The sequence below is a fragment of the Microbacterium sp. genome (assembly GCF_003248605.1).
Classification (GTDB): domain Bacteria; phylum Actinomycetota; class Actinomycetes; order Actinomycetales; family Microbacteriaceae; genus Microbacterium.
Genome location: NZ_QFPF01000035.1, coordinates 1 through 21,168 on the forward strand (window position 1 = coordinate 1; position 21,168 = coordinate 21,168).

The following is a 21,168-nucleotide window of genomic DNA, read 5'->3' on the forward strand; positions in this document are numbered from 1 at the left end:
CCGCAGGTGCACTGGGTGCACACGCCGATCGCCGGCAAACGCAACGCGGTACGCGTGGGTGTCGAGATGTCGACGTACGACATCTCGATCCTCGTCGACTCCGACACGGTCTGGATGCCCGGCACCCTCGAGGAGCTCATCAAGCCCTTCGCCGACAGCCGCGTGGGCGGAGTGACGACGCGGCAGCGGATCCTCGAGCCCGAGCGTTCGTGGATCACCCGCTGGGCGGACTGGCTCGAGAACTCGCGCTCGCTGTACGCGATGCCCGCGCAGAGCGTGCTCGGCCAGGTGGGCTGCCTTCCGGGGCGCACCATCGCGTTCCGGCGCAGCATCCTGATGCGGGTCATGGAGAAGTTCATGACCGAGAAGTTCATGGGGGTGTTCCTCGAGATCTCCGACGACCGCACCCTGACCAATCTGACCCTGAAAGAGGGCTACCGCACCGTCTACCAGCACACGAGCCTCGTCTACACCGACGCGCCCCTGAAGGTGAAGAAGCTGTTCAAGCAGCAGCTGCGCTGGGCTCGCGGCAGCCAGTACAACACCCTGCGGATGATGCCGTGGATGCTGGGACACGCTCCCATGCTCGCGGTGTTCATGGCGATGGACATCGTGCTGCCGTTCCTGCTCGCCGGTGTCATCGGGGGATGGATCTACCGCGCCGCGATCGGCGAGGGATACAACTTCTACGAGGCGATCCTCGAGGAGTTCGGCTTCGGATCGGGCCTGGTCTGGGTCATCGTCCTCATCGTCGTCTCGTCGGTGCTGAGCATGGCGATCCGCCAGCTGCGCCACCTCGCCGAGAAGCCCAGCGACTTCCTCCGGCTGCCGGTCTTCATCATCGTCTCCACCGCCTTCCTGATGCCGATCCGCCTGATCGGGTTCTTCCGCATGGGGCACGCCGCGGGCTGGGGCACGCGAGCCGGTGCGTACGCCGGCGGCGACGCTCCGGTCACCGAGGCGGGCGCCGGTGGGACAGACCCCGAGAGTGAGCGTCTGCACCGGGAGCTCGACGGGTTCGATTCTCCGGCGCGCGCCGGCGCGGCGGAGGACGGCGTGGACGAGCTCTTCGGACCTCTGGCGGACGACCGCGTCGCGGGTCCCACGACCGGCACGACCCTGCTCACCCGCAGCTCGACCCGCACGATGACCCGCAAGGCGGAGGCGGCGCCGACCGCCGCCCCGCGCCGTCGCCTCAACCCGAAGGCGGCCTGGCCCTACGTCATCGGCTTCACCATCTTCGCTCTGGAGGCGTTCCTCATTGTCTAAGTCACACAAGAACTGGTGGGCGGACACGCCCGCCGCAGGAAAGAGAGCGGCGCTCGGCGGAGGCCTGCTGGTCGTCGCCCTCGTCGTCACCGGCGCTGCGGTCTGGGCCAGCCCCGGTGCGGCCGATCCCTTCGTGACGGTCGACGAGCAGCTCGCCGCCAGCGTCGCCGAGAACGAGGCGCTGCGTGAGGAGCTCGCCGCCGCGGAGGCGAGCGCGGAGCGCGCCCGGTCCGCGGCGAAGAAGGCCGCCGCATCCCCGAGCCCGACCCCCACGCCCACGCCGACCCCCACGCCCACGCCCACGCCAGAGCCGGTGCCCGACGACGGAGGCGAGGTGTCGGGTCCCGACACGGTCGTGGTCTACCGCGACTCGCCGGCCCAGCCGCGCCCCGCGGCGCCCTCGACGCCGGCACCCGCCCCGGCTCCGGCGGCGGTGACAGCGCCCGCGATCGAGACCCTCATCAGTCCGAATCAGCGCTACTTCGGCATGTACACCACGCAGGCACCGTTCAACTTCGCGACGTTCGACGACGCCGCGATGAAGGCCGGCAGCCGCCAGGGCATGGTGGGGTACTTCGGCGGGTGGGACGAGCCCTTCCGAGGCGACGCCGTGACGCGCTCCTGGGAACGGGGCCTCGTGCCCATGCTGACCTGGGAATCGCGGCCGATCGCCGCCCAGAACGACGTCGTCGTCGAGCCCGACTACTCGCTCCCGCGCATCATCGGAGACCCCGAGAACGGGGTCGCCGGAGCCTTCGACGACTACCTCCGGCAGTACGCGCGCGACATCGTCACCACGGGGCTGCCGTTGGCGATCCGCCTCGACCACGAGATGAACGGCACCTGGTACCCCTGGGCCGAGACCAAGGGCGACGGCACCTCCCTCAACGGCAACAGCCCGGGCGATTTCGTCGCCATGTGGCGTCACGTGCACGACATCTTCGAAGCCGAAGGCGCCAACCAGTTCGTCATCTGGACCTGGTCGCCGAACATCGTCAACAACCTGCCTGCCCGCAACAAGTCGGTCGAGTTCCTGGCAGCGCTCTACCCCGGCGACGAATTCGTCGACTGGGTGGGTGTCTCCGGGTATCTGCGCCCGAGGTTCGACAAGGCCTCGCAGACCTGGTCGTACGACGAAGGGCAGACGTGGACGTTCGACTACACCTTCGGTCGCACACTCGAGCAGCTGCGCCAGATCAGCGACAAGCCGATCATCCTCACCGAGATCGGCGCGTCCGAGATCGGTGCGCACAAGGTCGAGTGGGTCACCGACCTCTTCGATGCCTTCACCCGGACCGAGAACGCCGACATCATCGGCTTCTCCTGGTTCAACCTGGCCGTCACGACGATCAGCAACGGTGAGCGCGTCACCAACGACTGGCGCATCGACTCCCGGGCCGACACGCGCCAGGCGTTCCAGGACGGACTCGCCGATCCCGCCGGAAACTTCGCCCTGATCCCGTATTGAGCCTCCGACGGCCGACACCGACACCGACACCGACAGCACCCCACCTCGTAAGGAGCATCCCGTGAAGAACTCCCGCCCCGCTCTCCAGCCCGCCCCGCCGCTGCCCGAAGACGGCGCCGATCAGCCGCTGCGCGTCAGCGTCGTCGGCACCGGATACCTCGGTGCCACCCACGCCGCCGCGATGGCCGAGATGGGGTTCGACGTCATCGGCATCGACACCGACCCCGCCAAGGTCGCCGCCCTCGAGCGCGGCGAGGTGCCCTTCTTCGAACCGGGGCTTCCCGAACTCATCGCCACACACGTCGCGACGGGCCGCCTGCGCTTCACCACCGACCTGCCCTCGGCGATCGCGGTCAGCGATGTGCACTTCATCTGCGTCGGCACCCCGCAGAAGGCGTCGAGCCATGCCGCCGATCTGCGATTCGTGGATGCCGCCACGCGGGCGGTCGCCGAGAACCTCACGCACGACGCCCTGATCGTCGGAAAGTCGACCGTGCCCGTCGGCACCGGTGAGCGGCTGCGCGGCATCATCGCCGAGGCGGCGCCCGCCTCGGTGCACGCCGAGCTGGTGTGGAACCCCGAGTTCCTGCGCGAGGGACTCGCCGTCGAAGACACCCTGCGTCCGGACCGCATCGTCATCGGGGGCGCCGGCCCCTGGGCCGAGGAGCGCCTGCGCCGTCTCTACGCCCCCGCGATCGCGCACGGCGCACCGGTCGTGACGTGCGACCTGCCCACGGCGGAGCTCGTCAAGGTCAGCGCCAATGCGTTCCTCGCCACGAAGATCTCGTTCATCAACGCGATCGCGGGTCTGTGCGAGAAGGCGGGCGCGGATGTCGGGGTGCTGGCGGACGCGATCGGCTACGACGCCCGCATCGGGCGCAAGTTCCTCAACGCCGGACTGGGCTTCGGCGGGGGATGCCTGCCCAAGGACATCCGTGCCCTCATGCACCGCGCGGGGGAGCTGGGTGCCTACTCGGCCGTCGGGCTCATGCAGCAGGTCGACGAGATCAACATGGAACAGCGCCAGCGGGTCATCGACCTCGCGACCGAGGGCGCCGGGGGATCCGTGCTGAACGCGCGGATCGCGGTGCTCGGCGCGGCCTTCAAACCCGACACCGACGACGTGCGCGACTCTCCCGCGCTCAACGTCGCCGCCGCGCTGCACCTGCGCGGCGCGCACGTGAGCGTCTACGACCCCGAGGCCGGCGCCACGGCCAAGAAGCTGTTCCCGACCCTGTCGTACGCAGGCTCGACGGCCGACGCGGTCAGGGACGCCGACGTCGTGCTGGTGCTGACGGAGTGGAACGAGTTCCGCACCGCCGACCCCGTGGAGATCGCGGCGCTCGTCTCGCGCCCCGTCGTGATCGACGCGCGCAACTGCCTGCCCGCCGATGCCTGGCGCGCGGCCGGCTGGGACTATCGCGGGCTCGGTCGCGCGGCGGCCGGAAAGACGGCCGAGGTCGCGGGAGCGGCGCGCGTCGCGGCATAGGCCGCAGCATCCCGTCTCTCGCGCAGCGCCGTCGGTGCCGGCGGTGCCCAGAACAGGACATGCGCCGGGGATAGGAGGATCGGACGCCGATCTGCCTGTTCTCGGCGCATCTCCTGTTGTGGCGACCGAAGGAGGCCGGTCAGGGAGTGGGCAGCACGATGACGAGCAGCCCCTCCTTGGTGTCGGAGACCGTGACCCATCCCTCGCCGAACTGCAGCGTCATGCCGTAGCCCTGCGCGTCGGTCGACACGGTGGTGTCGGGATTCTCGGTGATGAAGACGACCGCGTCCTCCTCCTCGCGCACCCAGCCGTCCGAGACCAGCGCCGACTGGGTCTCTGCGGCGGTCTCCTCGTCGATGGGCGCCCACCCGTAGATCTGCACGTTGTCGCTGGCCGCGCCGGCGAAATCTCCCCACGTGCACCAGTGCCCGCTCTCGAGCTCGATGTCGGCCACGCGGAACGGGTCGTCGCGCACCGTCCATCCCGCGGCGGTGAAGGTGTCGATGAGGTCGGCGGGAATCAGCGACTCGCAGGTCACGGCCGCCGCATCGACGGTGGGTGCGGGGCTGGGGGAGGCCGGGGCGGCGGTGGCCGTCGCGCTCGGCTCGGGAGCGGTGGATGCCGAGGGCGGCGTCGATTCGCCGGCACAGGCCGCGAGGGTGAGCGCGAGCGCGCCCACGGCGAGGCCCGACACGGCGCGCCGCCGCGGGGAGCGGGAGGGCCAGGACAGACGGGGCATCAGGCGGTGGCCGGCGTCGGGGCGGAATGCAGCAGATCGAGGAACGCCTCGTGCAGCACGCCGTTCGTGGCGAGCGAGGAGCGGGCGGCGAGCGTGTCGTCGCCGTCGAACGAGGTGAATCGTCCGCCCGCCTCGGTGACGATGGGCACCACGGCGGCGATGTCGTACTCCTTCACGTCGAACTCGGCGACGAACTCGAGCCGCCCTTCGGCGAGCAGCATGTAGGGCCAGACATCGCCGTAGCCGCGGTCGCGGCGCACCGCGCGGGTCAGAGCGATCAGGGCGTCGAGCCGCCCCGCGTCATCCCACTGGCCGATGCTCTGAAAACTCGCGCTGGCCTCGGCGATGTCGTCGACATCCGACACCCGCAGGCGGCGTTCGCCGCCGTCGGGGGTGTTCGTGAACGCGCCGAGACCCTCGGCCGCCCACCAGCGTCGCCCGATGCCCGGAACCCCGACGACGCCCACGACAGGGCGACCCTCGACCGCCAGCGCGATGAGGTTGCCCCACATCGGGATGCCGCGCATGTAGTTCGCGGTGCCGTCGATCGGGTCGATGATCCACTGCCGGGCGGCATCTCCGGTCGTGCCGAACTCCTCGCCGAAGACGCCGTCGCCGGGCCGTTCCAGGGACAGGATGTCTCGGATCGCGCGCTCGGTGGCGAGATCGGCCTCGGTCACGGGCGACGAATCGGCCTTGGTGCGGATGTCGAGGTCGGCGGCGTCGAAACGGGCCATCGATGCTGCGGCGGCAGCATCCGCCAGTCGCAGGGCGAGGGCGAGATCGTCGGCGCGCGACGTCGACGCCGAGGCGATGACGGCCGGGGACTCGGACGCGAGCGGGGGAGTCGAACCGGCGGGGAAGGTCACACGGTAAAGGATACCGGCGACCCCTGTCTCGATTGGCGGTGAGCGTCATCATGATGGTAACGTTGAACCTCGGTTCGCCCGGCTCCACCCGGGCGTTCCCTTTGCACCTCTAGCTCAATCGGCAGAGCAACTGACTCTTAATCAGTGGGTTCTCGGTTCAAGTCCGAGGGGGTGCACCAGGAAGGCCTTGGAACTCTCGCCAGTTCCAGGGCCTTTCGTCGTTCGCGGCCTGTTGACACGTCCGCGCCCCGCGATCTACGCTTTCGCCATAACCTGAATCGGGTTTCAGGTACCTGCACCTCTCAATGGCGAAAGGCACGCACATGCGCGTTACGAAGAAGTTGCTCTGGGGATCGGCGGCGGCAGCCGCGGCCCTCTTCCTGTCGGCGTGCGCGCCGCAGGCCGGCACCGACGGCGGCGAGGGAACGGACGGCGAAGCCGCCGAATCGGTCACCGTCGGCGTCATCACGAGCGAGACGGGGCCGCTGGCGGGCTACGGGGAGCAGTACCTCGAGGGATTCCGAGCGGGCTTGGACTACGCGACCGACGGCACCGGCGAGGTCGACGGGACGACCATCGAGGTCGACTACCGCGACGACGCCGGCAACCCCGACACCGCGGTGACGATCGCGAAGGAGCTCATCGGCGAGGGCGTGCAGATCCTCGCCGGCAGCGCCTCGTCGGGTGTCGCCCTCGCGGTGGCCGAGCAGGCCGCGCAGAACCAGGTGCTCTTCATCTCGGGCCCGGCCGCTGCCGACGCCCTCACGGGCATCAACGAGTACACGTTCCGCTCCGGACGCCAGAGCGCGCAGGACGTCGCCACGGCGGGTACGTTCCTCGACGACATCGAGGGGCGCAAGATCACGGTCTTCGCACAGAACAACGCCTTCGGTCAGGGCAACCAGGCCGCCGTCGAGGCGATCCTCGGCGCTCAGGGCGCCACGGTCGATGCGGTGCTCGTCGCCGAGGACGTCACGGAGTTCACGCCGTTCGCGCAGCAGGTCGTCGCGGGCGAACCGGACCTCGTGTTCGTGGCATGGGCGGGAGCGACGTCCGGCGCCATGTGGCAGGCGATGAGCCAGCAGGGCGTCCTCGACGCGGTGCCCGTCGTCACGGGCCTGGGCGATGCCGCGACCTTCGGCGCATACGGTGAGGCGTCCGAGCAGATCAGCTTCCTCAACCACTACTTCGCGGGCGCGAACGACTCCGAGGTCAACACCGCGATGATCGAGGCCGTCGAAGAGGCGGGCGGCACACCCGACCTGTTCACCCCCGATGGATTCACCGCCGCGCTGATGATCGTGCAGGCGATCCGCGAGGGCGAGGGCACCGTCGACGGCATGATCGAAGCCCTCGAGGGCTACGAGTTCGAGGGCCCGAAGGGCACCACGACGGTGCGGGTCGGCGACCACGCCCTCATCCAGGAGATGTACCAGGTGCGCCTCGTCGCCGACGGTGGCTCGTTCGTGCCCGAACTGGTCGACACCGCCGACGCCGAAGCGGTCGCCCCGGCAGAGGCGGAGTGATCGGGCGATGACGACCCCAGCCCCGCCCGCGCTCGAGATCTCGGGCCTGGGCCTGCAGATCGGCGGCGCGAGAATCCTCGAGGACGTCGACCTCGTGATCGCCCCGGGTTCGCTCGTCGGCGTGATCGGGCCCAACGGAGCCGGAAAGACCACACTGTTCAACGTGATCTCCGGCCTCGTTCGGCCGACGGCGGGCCGCATCCTCATGGACGGTGCCGACATCACGACGCTGTCGGTACCCCGCCGGGCGCGGGCGGGGCTCGGGCGCACCTTCCAGACATCCAGCCTGTTCCCCCGATTGAGCGTGCTCGAGAACGTGCGGCTCGCCGCGCAGGCGAAGCAGGGCGGCAACTACTCCCTGTTGACCTTTCCCCGGCCGACGGATGCTGCCACCCGTACGGCTCGGCAGACCCTCGATCGTGTCGGCCTCTCGCACAAGGCCGACGCCGCGGCGGGCGACATCTCGCACGGTGACAAGCGCAAGCTCGAGATCGCCGTGCTGCTGGTCGCGGGCGCGCGCACCGTGCTGCTGGACGAGCCGATGGCCGGGGTCGCCTCCGGTGACGTCGCGGGCCTCGTCGAGAACATCCGCGACATGCAGCGCGAGTCGGGAGCGACGGTCGTCATGGTCGAGCACCACATCGATGTGCTGATGGGGCTCGTCGACCGCGTCGCGGTGATGTACTCCGGCAGCATCCTCGCCTTCGACACTCCGCAGAAGGTCATGGCCGACCCGCTCGTGCAGAGCGCCTATCTGGGGACGGCGGCATGAGCGCGGCGCACCCGGCTGCTGCCGGCACCGCGGCGGCGACACTGCCCGAGCCGATCCTCACCGTCACCCATCTGAAGGCCACGATCGCGGGTCAGCAGGTCGTGGAGGACGTCTCGTTCGCCGTCGCGGCGACCGGGATCACGGCCGTGCTCGGTCGCAACGGCGTCGGCAAGACCTCCACGCTGCGCGCGATCCTGGGGCTCATCCACCGTCGCGGCGAGGTGCGACTGGCGGGGGAGCGGATCGACGCCCTTCCGACACATCGCATCGTGCAGCGGGGCGTCGGCTACGTGCCCGAGGACCGCGAGGTGTTCGCGGGACTCACCGTGGCCGAGAACCTCGCCCTCGCCGAGCGCCGTTCGCGGCGCGGCGCGGCGGATGCCGACCGGCTCGAAGAGCGGCGCGAACTGGTCGCACAGCTCTTTCCCGACCTCGTCACGCGACGGGGCCAGGCGGCCGGCACGCTCTCGGGAGGGCAGCAGCAGATGGTCTCGGTGGCACGGGCGCTGCTCAACGACAACCGGCTCCTGCTCGTCGACGAGCCCACCAAGGGCCTCGCGCCGCGGATCGTGGGCGAGGTCGCCGATGCGCTCCGCGAGGCCTCTCGCCTCGTGCCGATCCTGCTCGTCGAGCAGAACCTCGAGGTCGTCCGCGCCCTGGCGGGAGATGCGATCGTCATCGAGAGTGGACGTGTCGTGCACACGGGCTCGGCCACCGGCATCCTCGACGACGAGGAGCTCACCCGGCGGCTGCTCGGCGTGCACGCGGAGGCGGCCGCATGAGTGCCCTCGTCCTCGTGCTGCTGACCGGCATCGGCCTCGGCGCCCTGTACTTCCTGATCGCGTCCGGCCTCAGCCTGATCTACGGGCTCATGCACGTGCTCAACTTCGCGCACGGCGCATTCCTCACCCTCAGCGCGTTCCTCGGCTGGGAGGTCGCACGGCGTCTGGACACCGCGTCGTGGGGAGGGTTCCTCCTCTCGGTGCTGGTGGGCGCCGCGATCGGTGCGATCTTCGCGACCGTGACCGAACTGGCCCTCATCCGCCCGCTCTACGAAAGACACATCGAACAGGTGCTCGTCACCGTGGGGCTCTCGTTCGCCGCGGTCGCCCTGTTCGAGGGCATCTGGGGCACCGATCCGATCTACATCGCGGGCCCGTCGTGGCTGCGCGACACGACCGAGGTGCTCGGCGCCCGCATCCCGAACACCTACTGGGTGCTGATCGCCGCCGCGATCCTCGTGCTCGCCGCCCTCGTGATCTTCCTGCGCCGCACCCGCTACGGCATGATCATCCGCGCGGGCGTCGAGAACCGCTCGATGGTCACCGCGCTCGGCATCGACGTGCGCCGCTCCTTCACCCTCGTGTTCGCGATCGGGGGCGCCGCCGCCGGAATCGGGGGTGTGCTCGCCGCCCACTACACGGGCTACGTCTCGGCGCACCTCGGGCAGACCCTGCTGATCTTCGCGTTCATCGTCACGGTCATCGGCGGTCTCGGCTCCCTCATCGGGGCCGCGATCGCCTCGGTCCTCGTGGCGGTGCTGCAGCAGTTCGCCAACTTCTATCTCGGCGGCACGGGCGATTTCATCGTCGTGGCGCTGCTCGCGGTCGTGCTGCTCGTGCGCCCGCGCGGACTCCTCGGGAGGAAGGCATGAGCGTCACCCGCACCCCGCGATGGGCCCTGCGTCCCCTGCTGCCGATCGCCGCGGGCGTGGCCGGGATCGTCGTCCTGGCGATCCTGCCGCTGCTGAACCTCAGCATCCCGGGCGTCCTTCCGGGGCCCACGTACACACCGGGCAGCCTCGCCCTGCTCTCGCTCTGCATGGTCTTCGCGGCCCTCGCGCTCTCGTACAACCTGCTGCTGGGCACGTCCGGGATGCTGTCTTTCGGTCATGCCCTCTACTTCGGTGCCGGCGCGTACGGTCTCGGCATCGTGCTCGAGCAGACGGGCATGGCGCTCTGGCCCGGGATCCTCGTCGCCCTGATCGGCGGACTCGTGATCGCGCTGGTGACCGGCGCGGTGAGCATGCGTGTCTCCGGCATCCCGTTCGCGATGGTCACCCTCGCCTTCGCTCAGGCGGGGTCCGTGCTCGTGCGCCGCAACCAGCAGCTCACGGGCGGCGAGGAGGGCCTCGGGCTCGAGACCGACTCGGTGCCCGGCTTTCTCGTCGGCGTCATCAACGCGCGCAACCTCTACTGGCTGAGCCTTGTCGTGCTGGTGCTCGTGTACCTCGTGGTGCTGTGGGTCGATCGATCACGCCTGGGCCACCTCACCCGCGCCGTGCGGGAGAACGAGGTGCGCGTGCGGGTGCTCGGACTCTCGCCCTACGCGGCCAAGCTCACCGTCTTCGTCGTTGCGGCCGGTTGCGCGTCGCTCGCGGGCGTCGCGTACATGCTGCTGCAGTCCGGCACGGCGCCGCGTTCGGTGTCGGCCGATCTCACGATCACAGTGCTCGTGATGGTGGTGCTCGGCGGTGTCGGGTTCCGGTGGGGGGCGATCGTCGGCGGGGTGCTCTACACGCTGCTGGATCAGCGTCTGACGGTTCTCGCGGGCTCCGAGGCGGTCGCGGGTCTTCCCGACGTGCTGCGGGTGCCTCTGTCGGAGCCGCTGTTCATCCTCGGCGTGCTCTTCATCCTCGTCGTGATGTTCCTGCCGGGCGGAATCGCCGGAACGGTCGACACCTGGGCGCGGCGGCGACGCGGTGGGCGTCGCGCGACGGCGCTCGGACGCCTGGACGCCGACGACGCGCAGGCCGAAGAGCCCGTGGAGGTGAAGGCGTGATCGCGGCGCCGGGATCCGAGGCCGACACGCGCGCGCAGGACGAGCCGCACACGATCGGGCGCTGGCTCACCGATCGCGCGGCTCACGCCCCGGACCGGGTCGCGATCGACGATCGCGGCGTCACGATCGGCTACGGCAGGCTGGCCGCGCGCGCGAGGCAGCTCTCCGCGCGCCTGCGTACGGCCGGGTACGGGCCCGGCGCGCGCATCGCGACGATCTCGGGCAATTCGATCGACCACGTCGTGGCGTTCTTCGCCTGCGCGCTCGCGGGCGTGGCGTTCGTTCCGCTGTCGTGGCGGCTGACACCCGGCGAGATCGCCGACCTTCTGCGTCGCAGCGATCCCGCGCTCGTCCTGGTCGACGACGAGTACGACGCGCTCGCCGCGGCCGCGCTGCGCGCGGAAGCGGGCGATGCGGGGCCGATCCGCGCCGTGCGGCAGCTGGGCACCACGGGTGCGGAGATCTCCGTGCCGCCGTTCGCGCGGGCGAGCGCGGCGGGCGACGCGCCCGTGCGCGACGACGATCCGCTGCTGGTGATCTTCACCTCCGGCAGCGAGGCGGCACCGAAGGGCGTGGTGCTCACCCACGCCAACTGCTTCTGGAACAATCTCGCCCTCTCGGGGGCGCTGCCCGTGCGCGAAGACGACGTGGTGCTGGCCATGCTGCCCCAGCATCACGTCGCGGCCTGGAACGTGCAGCCGCTGCTGGCGTGGTGGGTGGGGGCGACGGTCGTGCTCGAGCGGTCGTTCCAGCCGCGCCGCGTGCTGCAGCTGATCCGTGAGCGGGGCGTGACCTGCATGATGGGCGTCCCCACGCAGTACCGGATGCTGGCGGACGACGACTCCTTCCGCGCCGCCGATCTGCACTCCGTGCGTCTGGCTCTGGTCGGGGGCGCGACGATGCCCCCCGACCTGCACGAGGAGTGGGCCACGCATGGAGTCGCCCTGACCCAGGGCTACGGCCTGACCGAGGCCGCCCCGAACGTGCTGCACCTGCCCGCGGACGAGGTCGCCGCCCGGCCCGGCGCTGTCGGCCGGCCCTATCCGCACGTGGACGTGCGGATCACCGACCCGCGCTCAGGGCTGGAGCTCGCAGGGATCGCGACCGGCGAGCTGCAGGTTCGCGGTCCCAGCGTCTTCGCCGGATACCTGGGTGATGCCACCGCAACCGCGCGTGCCCTCGCGGACGGCTGGCTGCGCACCGGCGACCTGGTGCATCGCGACGCCGACGGGGTGTACGCGGTGGTGGACAGGCTGAAGGACATCTACATCTCGGGCGGTGAGAACGTCGCGCCCGCCGAGGTGGAGCGGGTGCTCGCGCGTCATCCGCTGGTCGGCGAGGTGGCGGTGGTCGGCGCGCCCGATCGGGTATGGGGCGAGCGGGGTGTCGCGTTCGTCGTGCCGAGACCCGGCGCCACACTGTCGGAGGACGAACTGCTCACGCACGCCCGACGCCATCTTGCGGCGTTCAAGGTGCCGGTCCACGCGGTCCTCGTTGCGGAACTGCCGCGATCGGGGATCGACAAGATCGCCCGCGCGAGGCTGCGGGAGCGGGCCGCTCGGCTCATGGAGGAGGAGACGCATGATCCTGCATGACCACCACATCGAGGAGGCGCCCGAGCCGGTGTCGCAGGCGACGGGCCGGCCGCTGACGAAGCGGGGCGAGGCCACGCGCGCACGGCTGCTGGAGGCCGCCGAGCACGTCTTCGCCGACGCCGGCTACCACGAGGCCTCCATCGTGCGGATCACGGAGCGGGCGGGCATCGGGCTCGGCACCTTCTACCTCTACTTCGACAGCAAGCAGTCCATCTTCGAGGCACTCGTGCTCGATCTGAACCGCCGCGTACGCCACTCGATGGCCGAGGCGATGCAGGGCGCGTCGTCCCGCCTCGAGGCCGAGCGGGCGGGATTTGCCGGCTTCTTCCGGTTCACGGCCGCGCACCCGGCGCTGTACCGCGTGGTGCGTGAGGCGGAGTTCGTCTCTCCCGAGACGCTGCGGCTGCACTACACGCGCATCGTCGAGGGGTACGAGGCGGGGCTCCGCGCGGCGCAGGGCGCGGGCGATGTCGATCCCGGCCTCGATCCGCAGGTCACGGCCTGGTCGCTGATGGGCATCGGCGAGCTGATCGGGATGCGATTCCTGCTGTGGGAGCGAGACGCGGCGGGGGATCCGCCGCGTCAGCTGCAGCCGGAGATCTTCGACGCGATGATGCGCGTCATCGACAACGCCCTCGCGCCCGGGCACAGGAAGGAGCTCTCATGAGCGAGCAGAACCTCGAAGGACGGCGCGCGATCGTCACGGGCGCGGCGAGCGGTATCGGCCGCGCGTGCGCGCGACTGCTCTCGGCGCGCGGTGCCCATGTCATCGTGGCCGATGTCGACGGCGAGGCCGCCGAGGATGCGGCCCGCGAGATCGGCGGCGAGGCGTGGCAGATCGACCTCTCGGCGACGACGTCGTGGCAGGACGTCCCGCTCGAGGCCGACATCCTCGTCAACAACGCGGGCATCCAGCGGGTGGCGCCGCTGCACGAGTTCGCGCCCGAGGACTTCCGGCTCATGCAGCGACTCATGGTCGAGGCGCCGTTCCTGCTGATCCGCGCCGTCCTGCCGGGCATGTACCGCCGAGGCTGGGGACGCGTCGTCAACATCTCGAGCGTGCACGGGCTGCGCGCGAGCCCCTTCAAATCGGCGTACGTCGCGTCCAAACACGCACTCGAGGGTCTCTCCAAGGTCACCGCGCTCGAGGGTGGAGCGCACGGCGTCACCAGCAACTGCATCAATCCCGGCTACGTCCGCACGCCTCTGGTCGAGAAGCAGATCGCCGACCAGGCGCGCATGCACGGCATCGACGAGTCCGAGGTGGTCGCGCGGGTGATGCTCGCCGAGAGCGCGATCAAGCGCCTCGTCGAACCCGACGAGGTCGCCGATCTCGCCGGGTGGCTCGTGTCGGACGCGGCGGGTATGGTCACCGGCGCGTCGTACACGATGGACGGCGGATGGAGCGCCCGGTGACCGCGGGCGGCGACACGGCGACGGGGGCCGCCGCGGCGGACGCGGGGGCGCGGGCGGGTGCTGCGGCGGGGGCGTCGCGGCACCCGTACCGCACGATGGACGTGCCCGTGGCCGGTGGCGCGCTGCGGGTCGGCATCTGGGATGCCGTCGGCCCGCACACCGCCGACGTGCTGCTCGTGCACGGGATCACCTCGTCGCACCTCGCCTGGCCCTTTGTCGTGGACGCCCTCCCCGACGGTGTTCGCGCGATCGCACCGGACCTGCGCGGACGCGGCGCCAGCCGCGACGTGCAGGGCCCCGCGGGGATGGCCGCCCACGCGGACGACCTCGCCGCCGTGCTCGACGCCCTCGGCATCGGCAGCTCCGTCGTGGTCGGACACTCCATGGGGGCGTTCGTGAGTGTCGTGCTCGCCGCCCGGCACCCCGCGCGTGTCTCGCGCCTCCTGCTCGTGGACGGTGGACTGCCGCTGGACGTACCCCCGGGGCTCACCCCCGACGAGGTCGTGCAGAGCGTTCTGGGGGCGACCGCCGATCGCCTGCACATGAGGTTCGCCGACGTCGCGGAGTACCTCGCATTCTGGCGGGCGCATCCCGCGTTCGCGGCCGATTGGTCGGAGCCGCTGGAGCGCTACCTGGCGTACGATCTCGTGCCCGAGGATGGTGCGCTGCGCCCGGCGACGTCGTACGCCACGACGGTCGAAGACACGATCGATCTCAACACGGGCACCGCGATAGGCGATGCGCTGGCGCGACTGGCCCACCCGGCGGTGCTGTTGACGGCGCCGAGGGGGCTGCGCGACGAGCAGCCGGGGCTGTACGAGGAGGGTCATCTCGCGGGGCTGCTCGCCCAGCATCCCGAGATCCGCCACGAGCGGGTGCCGGACGTGAACCACTACACGATCGTGCTCGCGCCCGAGGGGGCCTCCCGCGTCGCCGCGCTCGCCGCCGGCTGAGCGGCGATGCTCACCGCGGCAGCGGGCGGGTCAGGCGCGTCGTGAGCTGGTGGGCGTGCGCCAGCAGCGTGCGCCCGAGCGTCGGGAGGCGGTCGGGATCGAAGCGGAACTGCACGCCGGTGAGGCTGAGGGCCCATTCGGGCCGCCCCGCCCGGTCGAACACCGCCGCGCCGATGCCCCAGCTGCCCGCCACGATCAGGCCGGGATTGACGGCGTAGCCGCGGTCGCGCGTCTCTGCCACGCGGGTGCGCAGCCGCGCCACATCGTGGGATGCACCCCAGCGCTCTGCGAGCTCGGGGTGACGCTGGAGGTAGGCGTCGATCTCGTCGGGCGGGAGGAAGGCGAGGATCGCGAGCCCCGCCGAGGCGACGCCGAGCGGAAAGCGCACCCCCTCGCTCAGGACGAACGAGCGGATCGGGAACGAGCCCTCCTCGCGCAGCAGACACACGGTCTCATCCCCGCGGCGCACCGAGAGGAAGGCGCTCTCCTCCGTGCGCACCGCGAGCGAACGCACGATGTCGCCCGCCTGGGCGGTGATGTCGTACCGGGATGCCGCCACCTGGCCCATCAGGAAGAGCTCGGGCCCCGGCATCCATCGCGCCTTCGCCTCGTCGTGATCCACCAGGCCCTCGGCGCGCAACGCGGTGAGCAGACGGTAGGCGGTGGATCGGGTCAGGCCGGCGGTGCGGGCGAGGTCCTGCACCGCGGCACCCTCCTCGCCCGCCGCGGTCACGAGCCGCAGCAGCGCCGCGGCGCGGGCGATCGCCTGCGCGCCCGGCACGACTCCAGCCTGTCCCACGATATGGACACTAGGCGTGCATGCGACCACATCGCAAGCGCACGGTTGGCGCAACGGCACCGACAGGAGCACGCTGGATGAACCGCACACGAAGGAGTGACGAGTGATCGACAAGCAGGTTGCCACCGCCGACGAGGCCGTCGCCGACATCCCGGACGGCGCGACGCTGGCGGTGGGGGGATTCGGGCTCTCGGGCAACCCCATCGCCCTCATCGAGGCCCTGCTCGCGCAGGGCACCACCGACCTCAGCATCGTCAGCAACAACTGCGGCGTCGACGACTGGGGCCTCGGCGTGCTGCTGGGTGCCCGGCGGATCCGCAAGATGACGTCGTCGTACGTGGGGGAGAACAAGGAGTTCGAGCGCCAGTTCCTCTCCGGCGAGCTCGAGGTCGAGTTGACGCCGCAGGGCACGCTCGCCGAGAAGCTGCGCGCCGGCGGGTCGGGCATCGCCGCGTTCTACACCCAGACCGGCGTCGGCACGCAGGTCGCCGAGGGCGGGCTGCCGCAGCGCTACGACGGCGCGGGAGGTGTCGCGCTCGCCTCGCCGCCCAAGCACGTCCGCACCTTCGAGCGGGACGGTCGCTCCCGCGAATTCGTGCTGGAGGAGAGCATCACCACCGACTTCGCGCTTGTCCACGCCGTGCGGGGCGACCGTCACGGCAACCTCGTCTTCAACAAGGCCGCGCGCAATTTCAACCCCCTCGCCGCGATGGCGGGGCGCGTGTGCATCGCCCAGGTCGAAGAACTCGTGGAGCCGGGCGAACTCGATGCCGACGGCATCCACCTGCCGGGGATCTTCGTGCACCGCGTCGTCGAGGTCGGCACCGGCATCGAGAAGCGGATCGAGCGACGCACCGTGTCGCCGTCGCGACAGGCCTCGCCCGGTTCGGGAACAGGAGAATGACCATGGCACTCACCCGCGATGAGATGGCCGCGCGCGCGGCCGCCGAGCTCTCGGACGGCTCGTACGTCAACCTCGGCATCGGCCTGCCGACGCTCGTGCCCAACCACGTGCCCGAGGGGATCACCGTGGTCCTGCAGTCCGAGAACGGCATCCTCGGCGTGGGTCCGTACCCGACCGAGGACGCCGTCGATCCCGACCTGATCAACGCCGGCAAAGAGACCGTCACGACCCTGCCCGGGGCCTCCTACTTCGACTCGGCCACGAGCTTCGGGATGATCCGCGGCGGCAAGATCGACGCGGCCATCCTCGGCGCGATGCAGGTCTCGCGCGGGGGAGACCTCGCCAACTGGATGATCCCCGGAAAGATGGTCAAGGGGCCGGGCGGCGCGATGGATCTCGTGCACGGCGCGGCGAGTGTCATCGTGCTGATGGAACACGTCGCGAAGGACGGGTCGGCCAAGATCGTCGACGAATGCTCGCTGCCGCTCACGGGGCGCGGCGTCGTCGACCGCATCATCACGGATCTCGCCGTCATCGACGTCACGGACGAGGGGCTCGTGCTCGTCGAAACGGCCCCGGGCGTCACCGTCGACGAGGTCATCGCGGCGACCGAGCCGCGGCTGACGATCTCGCCGGCGCTGCGGGCGGTGACGGTATGAACACCGCCGACACCGTCATCGTCGCGGCCGCGCGCACACCGCAGGGGCGTCTGAAGGGCCTACTCGCGCCGTTCACCGCCGTCCAGCTCGGCTCGCTCGCGATCCGAGGCGCCCTCGAGCGCGGGGGAGTTCCGGCGGATGCGGTCGACGCCGTCATCGTCGGCCAGGTGCTGCAGGCGGGGGCCGGTCAGAATCCGGCGCGGCAGGCGGCGATCGGCGCGGGGTTGGGCTGGGACGTGCACGCCGTCGCGGTGAACAAGGTGTGCCTGTCGGGCCTCACGGCCGTCATCGACGCGGCGCGCATGATCGCGACCGGCGACGCGACGGTCGTGGTCGCTGCGGGCACGGAGTCCATGACGCGTGCCCCGCATCTGCTGATGGATTCCCGCGAGGGCTGGGCGTACGGCAGCGTCGAGGTGCTCGACCACATGGCGCACGACGGTCTCACCGACGCCTACGACCGCGACAGCATGGGAGCGTCGACCGAGAGGCACAACCCGCGTTTCGAGATCACGCGCGAAGAGCAGGATGCCATCGCCGCCCGCTCGCATCAGCGTGCGGCCGCCGCTCGTGATGCAGGAATCTTCGACGCCGAGATCGTGCCCGTCGAAGTGCCGCAGCGCCGGGGCGAGCCCCTCGTGCTGACGGCCGATGAGGGCATCCGCGACGACACCACGGCGGACACGCTCGCGCGGCTGCGTCCCGCGTTCGCCGAGGGCGGTTCGATCACGGCTGGCAACGCGTCGCAGATCTCCGACGGGGCGGCGGCCGTCGTCGTCACGACGCGCGCGCACGCCGACGACAACGGCTGGCGGGTGCTGGCGGCGGTGGGCGCCTCCGGTCAGGTCGCCGGACCCGACAACTCGCTGCAGGCGCAGCCCGCTCGGGCCATCGAGCGCGCGTGCGCGAAGCAGGGCCTCGACCCGCGAGATCTCGACCTGGTCGAGATCAACGAGGCGTTCGGTGCCGTGGTGGCAGCATCCCAGCGCCATCTGGGCCTGGACGACGACGTCGTGAACATCCACGGCGGCGGCATCGCGCTCGGTCACCCCATCGGTGCGTCGGGTGCGCGGCTCGTCGTGCACGCCGTGCACGAGCTGGTCCGCCGTGGGACCGGCACGGCGGCGGTGGGCCTGTGCGGCGGGGGCGGGCAGGGCGAGGCGCTGATTCTCACGCGCTGAGCACGGCGTGAGGCGGCCCGCTCAGGAGCGCAGGCGCTTCTTCAGCAGCTTCTGCTCCTTGCCGTGCACGGGGGAGTCGTCGGCGATCGGGCGGCCGCGGGTCGCGCGCCGGGTGTCGACGATCGAGCCGATCGCGAGTGAGAGCGAGATACCCCAGCTGAGCCACGCCAGGGCGGTGCGCCAGGTGAACTCGCCCTCGCGCGCGGAGCGCAGCAGGGTGATCCCGCCCGTGAAGGCCGTGATGATGCCGGTGCCGAAGAGGTACTTGCGCATGGCCCCACGCTACTGCGTCACCCGCGGGCTGCAGCAGCCTTGACAATCGCCGGCCGGGGGCGCAAGTCCCCTCGGGTCCTCGGCGGCTCCGGGTAGCCTGGAAAGGCCCCATCGCCCGACCCGACGCCCCGTGAGAGGCCCCCGTGAGCACCGACAGTCTTCCCGATCGCGCCGAATTCGTCGTCGTGGCCAACCGGCTCCCCGTCGATCGCGCCGAAGGGGACGGCGAGTGGCGCCGGTCGCCCGGGGGTCTGGTGACCGCCCTCGAGCCGGTGATGAAGCGCGCCGACGGCGCCTGGGTCGGGTGGGCAGGAAAGCCCGATCTCGAACTGGAGCCCTTCGATTTCGAGGGCACGCACCTCGTGCCGATCACGCTCACCGCCGACGACGTCGAGCTCTACTACGAGGGCTTCTCGAACGACACGATCTGGCCGCTCTACCACGACGTCATCGCCGCCCCGCGCTATCGCCGCGTGTGGTGGGAGGCGTACGTCAGCGTCAATCAGCGCTTCGCCGAGGCCGCGGCCGCGGTGGTCGCCGAGGGCGGCACCGTCTGGGTGCAGGACTACCAGCTGCAGCTCGTGCCCAAGATGGTGCGCGAGCTGCGCCCCGATGTGACGATCGGCTACTTCCACCACATTCCCTTTCCGGCATACGGTCTGTACTCGCAGCTGCCCTGGCGGCGGCAAGTGCTCGAGGGACTGCTCGGCGCCGACGTCATCGGATTCCAGCGGGTGGCGGATGCCGGAAACTTCGCCCGCGCGGTGCGCCGCCAGCTGCGCTACGACACCAAGGCGTCGGGCATCACCGTGCCCGTGCCCGGCGGCGGTACCCGCACGGCGCTCGCGAAGGCATTCCCCATCTCGATCGACGCCGAGTCCTACGCCGAGATCGCCCGTCGACCGGAGGTGCAGGCGCGAGCGCGGGAGATCCGCGAGGGGCTCGGCAATCCTCGCAAGATCCTTCTGGGCGTCGACCGGCTCGACTACACCAAGGGCATCCGCCACCGCATGAAGGCGTTCGGCGAGCTGCTCGAGGACGGCCGCCTCGACGTCAGCGACGTCACCCTCGTGCAGGTCGCGAGCCCGAGCCGCGAGCGCGTCGAGGCCTATGCGCAGCTGCGTGACGAGATCGAGCTGACGGTCGGCCGCATCAACGGCACGTTCGACAGCGTCGGGCACACGGCGATCCGATACCTCCACCACGGCTATCCGCGCGAGGAGATGGTCGCCCTGTTCCTCGCCGCCGACGTCATGCTCGTCACCGCCCTGCGCGATGGCATGAACCTCGTCGCCAAGGAGTATCTGGCTGCGCGCCTGGACAACCGCGGCGTGCTCGTCCTCAGCGAGTTCGCGGGTGCCGCCGATGAGCTCGGCAGCGCGCTGCTGATCAACCCGCACGACATCGGCGGGCTCAAGGACACGATCATGCGGGCGATCGAGATGCCCGGTGCCGAGCAGGGCAGACGCATGCGATCCCTGCGCCGCCGGGTGTTCGAGCACGACGTGGACGCCTGGTCGCGCAGCTTCCTCGCCGCCCTCGATCAGGCGCGCACCCGGGCGGAGGCGACCGCGTGAGCCACGACCACGCCTCCTTGCCCGATGACATCGCGGTCGCCCTCGAGAAGGTCGCCGGCGCGGAGCGGCTGCTCATCGCCCTCGACTTCGACGGCACGCTCGCGCCCCTGACCGACGAGCCGATGTCGGCGCGCGCGCTTCCCGAGTCCGCGACCGCCGTCCGCGAGCTCGCCGCGGCTCCCGACACCGTGGTCGCCTTCGTCTCCGGGCGCACCCTCGCCGACCTCGCGGTGATCGCGGAGTACGAGCCGGGGTCGCCCGTGCACCTCGCGGGATCCCACGGCGCGGAGTTCCGGCATCCCGAGGGTTTCGACGCCGACGCGGCGGGGTCCCAGGCGAGGACTTCGGCGCGGCACGAGGTCTCCGGGACGGCCGAGGCCCTCGCGTCGAGCGAGAATCCTCACGCCGGGGACTCCGAGGCGCTGCGCGCGGCGGCCGAGCGCGCCGTCGAGCACATCGAGGGCGCGTGGATCGAGCACAAGGCCTTCGGCTTCGGGCTGCACACCCGATTGTGTTCCCCGACGGATGCCGCCGCCGCGGCCGCCGCGGTCGACGACATCGTCGCGCGGCATGCACCGGACTGGCGGCGCCGCTCGGGTCGCGACATCCTCGAATTCGCGTGGCGGCACGAGGGCAAGGACTCCGCAGTCGCGCAGCTGCGCGAGCAGACGGGGGCCACGGCGGTCGTCTTCGCGGGGGACGACGTCACGGACGAGGACGCTCTGGCGAGCCTCGGTGACGCGGACCTCGGCATCCGAGTGGGCGAGGGTGAGACGGCGGCGACTCTCCGCGTGGCCGACGCCAAAGAACTCGCCGGTGTGTTGTCCGCACTCGCGCGGTTGCGCATCGCCGCTCGGTCATAGACTCGGGGCATGGCCAGCACCGACCCGTCATCCAG

At 70.9% G+C, this 21,168-nt stretch carries 21 protein-coding genes and 1 tRNA gene; 18 read left to right on the forward strand and 4 right to left on the reverse strand.

Going from position 1 to position 21,168, the window contains the following annotated elements; genetic code table 11:
* The 3 genes from DI573_RS06715 to DI573_RS06725 form a co-directional block, all read left to right on the forward strand.
* On the forward strand, window positions 1-1,269 hold a 1,269-nt coding region (locus DI573_RS06715; protein WP_292812028.1), incomplete at its 5' end, for a glycosyltransferase.
* Entirely contained in the window at window positions 1,262-2,737 is a 1,476-nt protein-coding gene (locus DI573_RS06720; RefSeq protein WP_292812030.1) for a glycosyl hydrolase, read from the forward strand. The genes DI573_RS06715 and DI573_RS06720, both read left to right, overlap by 8 nt.
* 127 nt (window positions 2,738-2,864) lie before the next feature.
* The gene (locus tag DI573_RS06725; RefSeq protein ID WP_292812069.1) at window positions 2,865-4,226 is read left to right on the forward strand and encodes a UDP-glucose/GDP-mannose dehydrogenase family protein; all 1,362 of its coding nucleotides are present in this window, start codon (window positions 2,865-2,867) and stop codon (window positions 4,224-4,226) included.
* Between the two features lie 139 nt (window positions 4,227-4,365).
* On the opposite strand, the gene DI573_RS06730 is transcribed toward DI573_RS06725, so the two are convergent.
* Together DI573_RS06730 and DI573_RS06735 are read right to left on the reverse strand one after the other, a co-directional pair.
* Complete coding sequence (locus DI573_RS06730; protein WP_292812032.1) at window positions 4,366-4,920, reverse strand: hypothetical protein; 555 nt, start codon at window positions 4,918-4,920, stop codon at window positions 4,366-4,368.
* A gap of 44 nt (window positions 4,921-4,964) precedes the next feature.
* Complete coding sequence (locus tag DI573_RS06735; protein WP_292812071.1) at window positions 4,965-5,780, reverse strand: inositol monophosphatase family protein; 816 nt, start codon at window positions 5,778-5,780, stop codon at window positions 4,965-4,967.
* Window positions 5,781-5,937: 157 nt separating this feature from the next.
* Here DI573_RS06735 and DI573_RS06740 point away from each other — a divergent pair.
* From DI573_RS06740 to DI573_RS06785, 10 genes are all read left to right on the forward strand, one after another.
* Window positions 5,938-6,013: transfer RNA gene (locus DI573_RS06740), tRNA-Lys, on the forward strand.
* A gap of 144 nt (window positions 6,014-6,157) precedes the next feature.
* The gene (locus tag DI573_RS06745; RefSeq protein ID WP_292812035.1) at window positions 6,158-7,360 is read left to right on the forward strand and encodes a substrate-binding domain-containing protein; all 1,203 of its coding nucleotides are present in this window, start codon (window positions 6,158-6,160) and stop codon (window positions 7,358-7,360) included.
* A gap of 7 nt (window positions 7,361-7,367) precedes the next feature.
* Window positions 7,368-8,132, forward strand: a complete 765-nt coding sequence (locus DI573_RS06750; RefSeq protein ID WP_292812037.1) for an ABC transporter ATP-binding protein — start codon at window positions 7,368-7,370, stop codon at window positions 8,130-8,132.
* Window positions 8,129-8,914, forward strand: a complete 786-nt coding sequence (locus DI573_RS06755; RefSeq protein ID WP_292812039.1) for an ABC transporter ATP-binding protein — start codon at window positions 8,129-8,131, stop codon at window positions 8,912-8,914. Before DI573_RS06750 ends, DI573_RS06755 begins: the two co-directional genes overlap by 4 nt.
* Complete coding sequence (locus tag DI573_RS06760; RefSeq protein ID WP_292812041.1) at window positions 8,911-9,786, forward strand: branched-chain amino acid ABC transporter permease; 876 nt, start codon at window positions 8,911-8,913, stop codon at window positions 9,784-9,786. Before DI573_RS06755 ends, DI573_RS06760 begins: the two co-directional genes overlap by 4 nt.
* Window positions 9,783-10,913 (forward strand): branched-chain amino acid ABC transporter permease, encoded by a 1,131-nt coding sequence (locus DI573_RS06765; protein ID WP_292812044.1) that lies wholly within the window; start codon window positions 9,783-9,785, stop codon window positions 10,911-10,913. The genes DI573_RS06760 and DI573_RS06765 overlap by 4 nt, the downstream gene beginning before the upstream one ends.
* Window positions 10,910-12,508: an AMP-binding protein gene (locus tag DI573_RS06770; RefSeq protein WP_292812046.1), complete on the forward strand. Its 1,599-nt coding sequence runs from the start codon at window positions 10,910-10,912 to the stop codon at window positions 12,506-12,508. The genes DI573_RS06765 and DI573_RS06770 overlap by 4 nt, the downstream gene beginning before the upstream one ends.
* Window positions 12,495-13,175 (forward strand): TetR/AcrR family transcriptional regulator, encoded by a 681-nt coding sequence (locus DI573_RS06775; RefSeq protein WP_292812048.1) that lies wholly within the window; start codon window positions 12,495-12,497, stop codon window positions 13,173-13,175. Before DI573_RS06770 ends, DI573_RS06775 begins: the two co-directional genes overlap by 14 nt.
* Entirely contained in the window at window positions 13,172-13,924 is a 753-nt protein-coding gene (locus tag DI573_RS06780) for a 3-hydroxybutyrate dehydrogenase (RefSeq protein ID WP_292812051.1), read from the forward strand. Before DI573_RS06775 ends, DI573_RS06780 begins: the two co-directional genes overlap by 4 nt.
* Window positions 13,909-14,877 carry an alpha/beta fold hydrolase gene (locus DI573_RS06785; protein ID WP_292812053.1) on the forward strand — a complete coding sequence of 323 codons (969 nt, stop codon included), beginning with the start codon at window positions 13,909-13,911 and terminating at the stop codon, window positions 14,875-14,877. Before DI573_RS06780 ends, DI573_RS06785 begins: the two co-directional genes overlap by 16 nt.
* A 10-nt stretch (window positions 14,878-14,887) precedes the next feature.
* Here DI573_RS06785 and DI573_RS06790 read toward each other — a convergent pair whose 3' ends face one another.
* Window positions 14,888-15,679 carry an IclR family transcriptional regulator gene (locus DI573_RS06790; RefSeq protein WP_292812073.1) on the reverse strand — a complete coding sequence of 264 codons (792 nt, stop codon included), beginning with the start codon at window positions 15,677-15,679 and terminating at the stop codon, window positions 14,888-14,890.
* A gap of 100 nt (window positions 15,680-15,779) precedes the next feature.
* Between DI573_RS06790 and DI573_RS06795 the strand changes: the two genes are divergently transcribed.
* The 3 genes from DI573_RS06795 to DI573_RS06805 are packed head-to-tail and all read left to right on the forward strand — an operon-like array spanning window position 15,780 to window position 18,420.
* Window positions 15,780-16,580, forward strand: a complete 801-nt coding sequence (locus tag DI573_RS06795) for a CoA transferase subunit A (protein ID WP_292812055.1) — start codon at window positions 15,780-15,782, stop codon at window positions 16,578-16,580.
* Between the two features lie 2 nt (window positions 16,581-16,582).
* Complete coding sequence (locus DI573_RS06800) at window positions 16,583-17,239, forward strand: CoA transferase subunit B (protein ID WP_292812058.1); 657 nt, start codon at window positions 16,583-16,585, stop codon at window positions 17,237-17,239.
* Window positions 17,236-18,420 (forward strand): acetyl-CoA C-acetyltransferase, encoded by a 1,185-nt coding sequence (locus tag DI573_RS06805; protein WP_292812060.1) that lies wholly within the window; start codon window positions 17,236-17,238, stop codon window positions 18,418-18,420. The genes DI573_RS06800 and DI573_RS06805 overlap by 4 nt, the downstream gene beginning before the upstream one ends.
* A gap of 21 nt (window positions 18,421-18,441) precedes the next feature.
* Here the strand turns inward: DI573_RS06805 and DI573_RS06810 are convergent, their stop codons facing one another.
* On the reverse strand, window positions 18,442-18,693 hold the full coding sequence (locus DI573_RS06810) for a hypothetical protein (protein WP_292812062.1): 252 nt from the start codon (window positions 18,691-18,693) through the stop codon (window positions 18,442-18,444).
* 143 nt (window positions 18,694-18,836) lie between these two features.
* Here DI573_RS06810 and DI573_RS06815 point away from each other — a divergent pair, with 143 nt between their 5' ends.
* Both DI573_RS06815 and DI573_RS06820 read left to right on the forward strand, forming a co-directional pair.
* A complete protein-coding gene (locus DI573_RS06815; protein ID WP_292812064.1) occupies window positions 18,837-20,270 on the forward strand; it encodes a trehalose-6-phosphate synthase in 1,434 nt (477 codons plus the stop codon).
* On the forward strand, window positions 20,267-21,133 hold the full coding sequence (locus DI573_RS06820; RefSeq protein WP_292812066.1) for an HAD-IIB family hydrolase: 867 nt from the start codon (window positions 20,267-20,269) through the stop codon (window positions 21,131-21,133). The genes DI573_RS06815 and DI573_RS06820 overlap by 4 nt, the downstream gene beginning before the upstream one ends.
* Window positions 21,134-21,168: the final 35 nt, after the last annotated feature.

Bases quoted from the DNA above. Each gene is read 5' to 3' on its own strand.
- DI573_RS06745 (WP_292812035.1), top strand. From the start codon at position 6,158: ATGCGCGTTACGAAGAAGTTGCTCTGGGGATCGGCGGCGGCAGCCGCG.
- DI573_RS06750 (WP_292812037.1), top strand. From the start codon at position 7,368: ATGACGACCCCAGCCCCGCCCGCGCTCGAGATCTCGGGCCTGGGCCTG.
- DI573_RS06755 (WP_292812039.1), top strand. From the start codon at position 8,129: ATGAGCGCGGCGCACCCGGCTGCTGCCGGCACCGCGGCGGCGACACTG.
- DI573_RS06760 (WP_292812041.1), top strand. From the start codon at position 8,911: ATGAGTGCCCTCGTCCTCGTGCTGCTGACCGGCATCGGCCTCGGCGCC.
- DI573_RS06765 (WP_292812044.1), top strand. From the start codon at position 9,783: ATGAGCGTCACCCGCACCCCGCGATGGGCCCTGCGTCCCCTGCTGCCG.
- DI573_RS06775 (WP_292812048.1), top strand. From the start codon at position 12,495: ATGATCCTGCATGACCACCACATCGAGGAGGCGCCCGAGCCGGTGTCG.
- DI573_RS06780 (WP_292812051.1), top strand. From the start codon at position 13,172: ATGAGCGAGCAGAACCTCGAAGGACGGCGCGCGATCGTCACGGGCGCG.
- DI573_RS06785 (WP_292812053.1), top strand. From the start codon at position 13,909: ATGGAGCGCCCGGTGACCGCGGGCGGCGACACGGCGACGGGGGCCGCC.
- DI573_RS06800 (WP_292812058.1), top strand. From the start codon at position 16,583: ATGGCACTCACCCGCGATGAGATGGCCGCGCGCGCGGCCGCCGAGCTC.
- DI573_RS06805 (WP_292812060.1), top strand. From the start codon at position 17,236: ATGAACACCGCCGACACCGTCATCGTCGCGGCCGCGCGCACACCGCAG.
- DI573_RS06810 (WP_292812062.1), bottom strand. From the start codon at position 18,693: ATGCGCAAGTACCTCTTCGGCACCGGCATCATCACGGCCTTCACGGGC.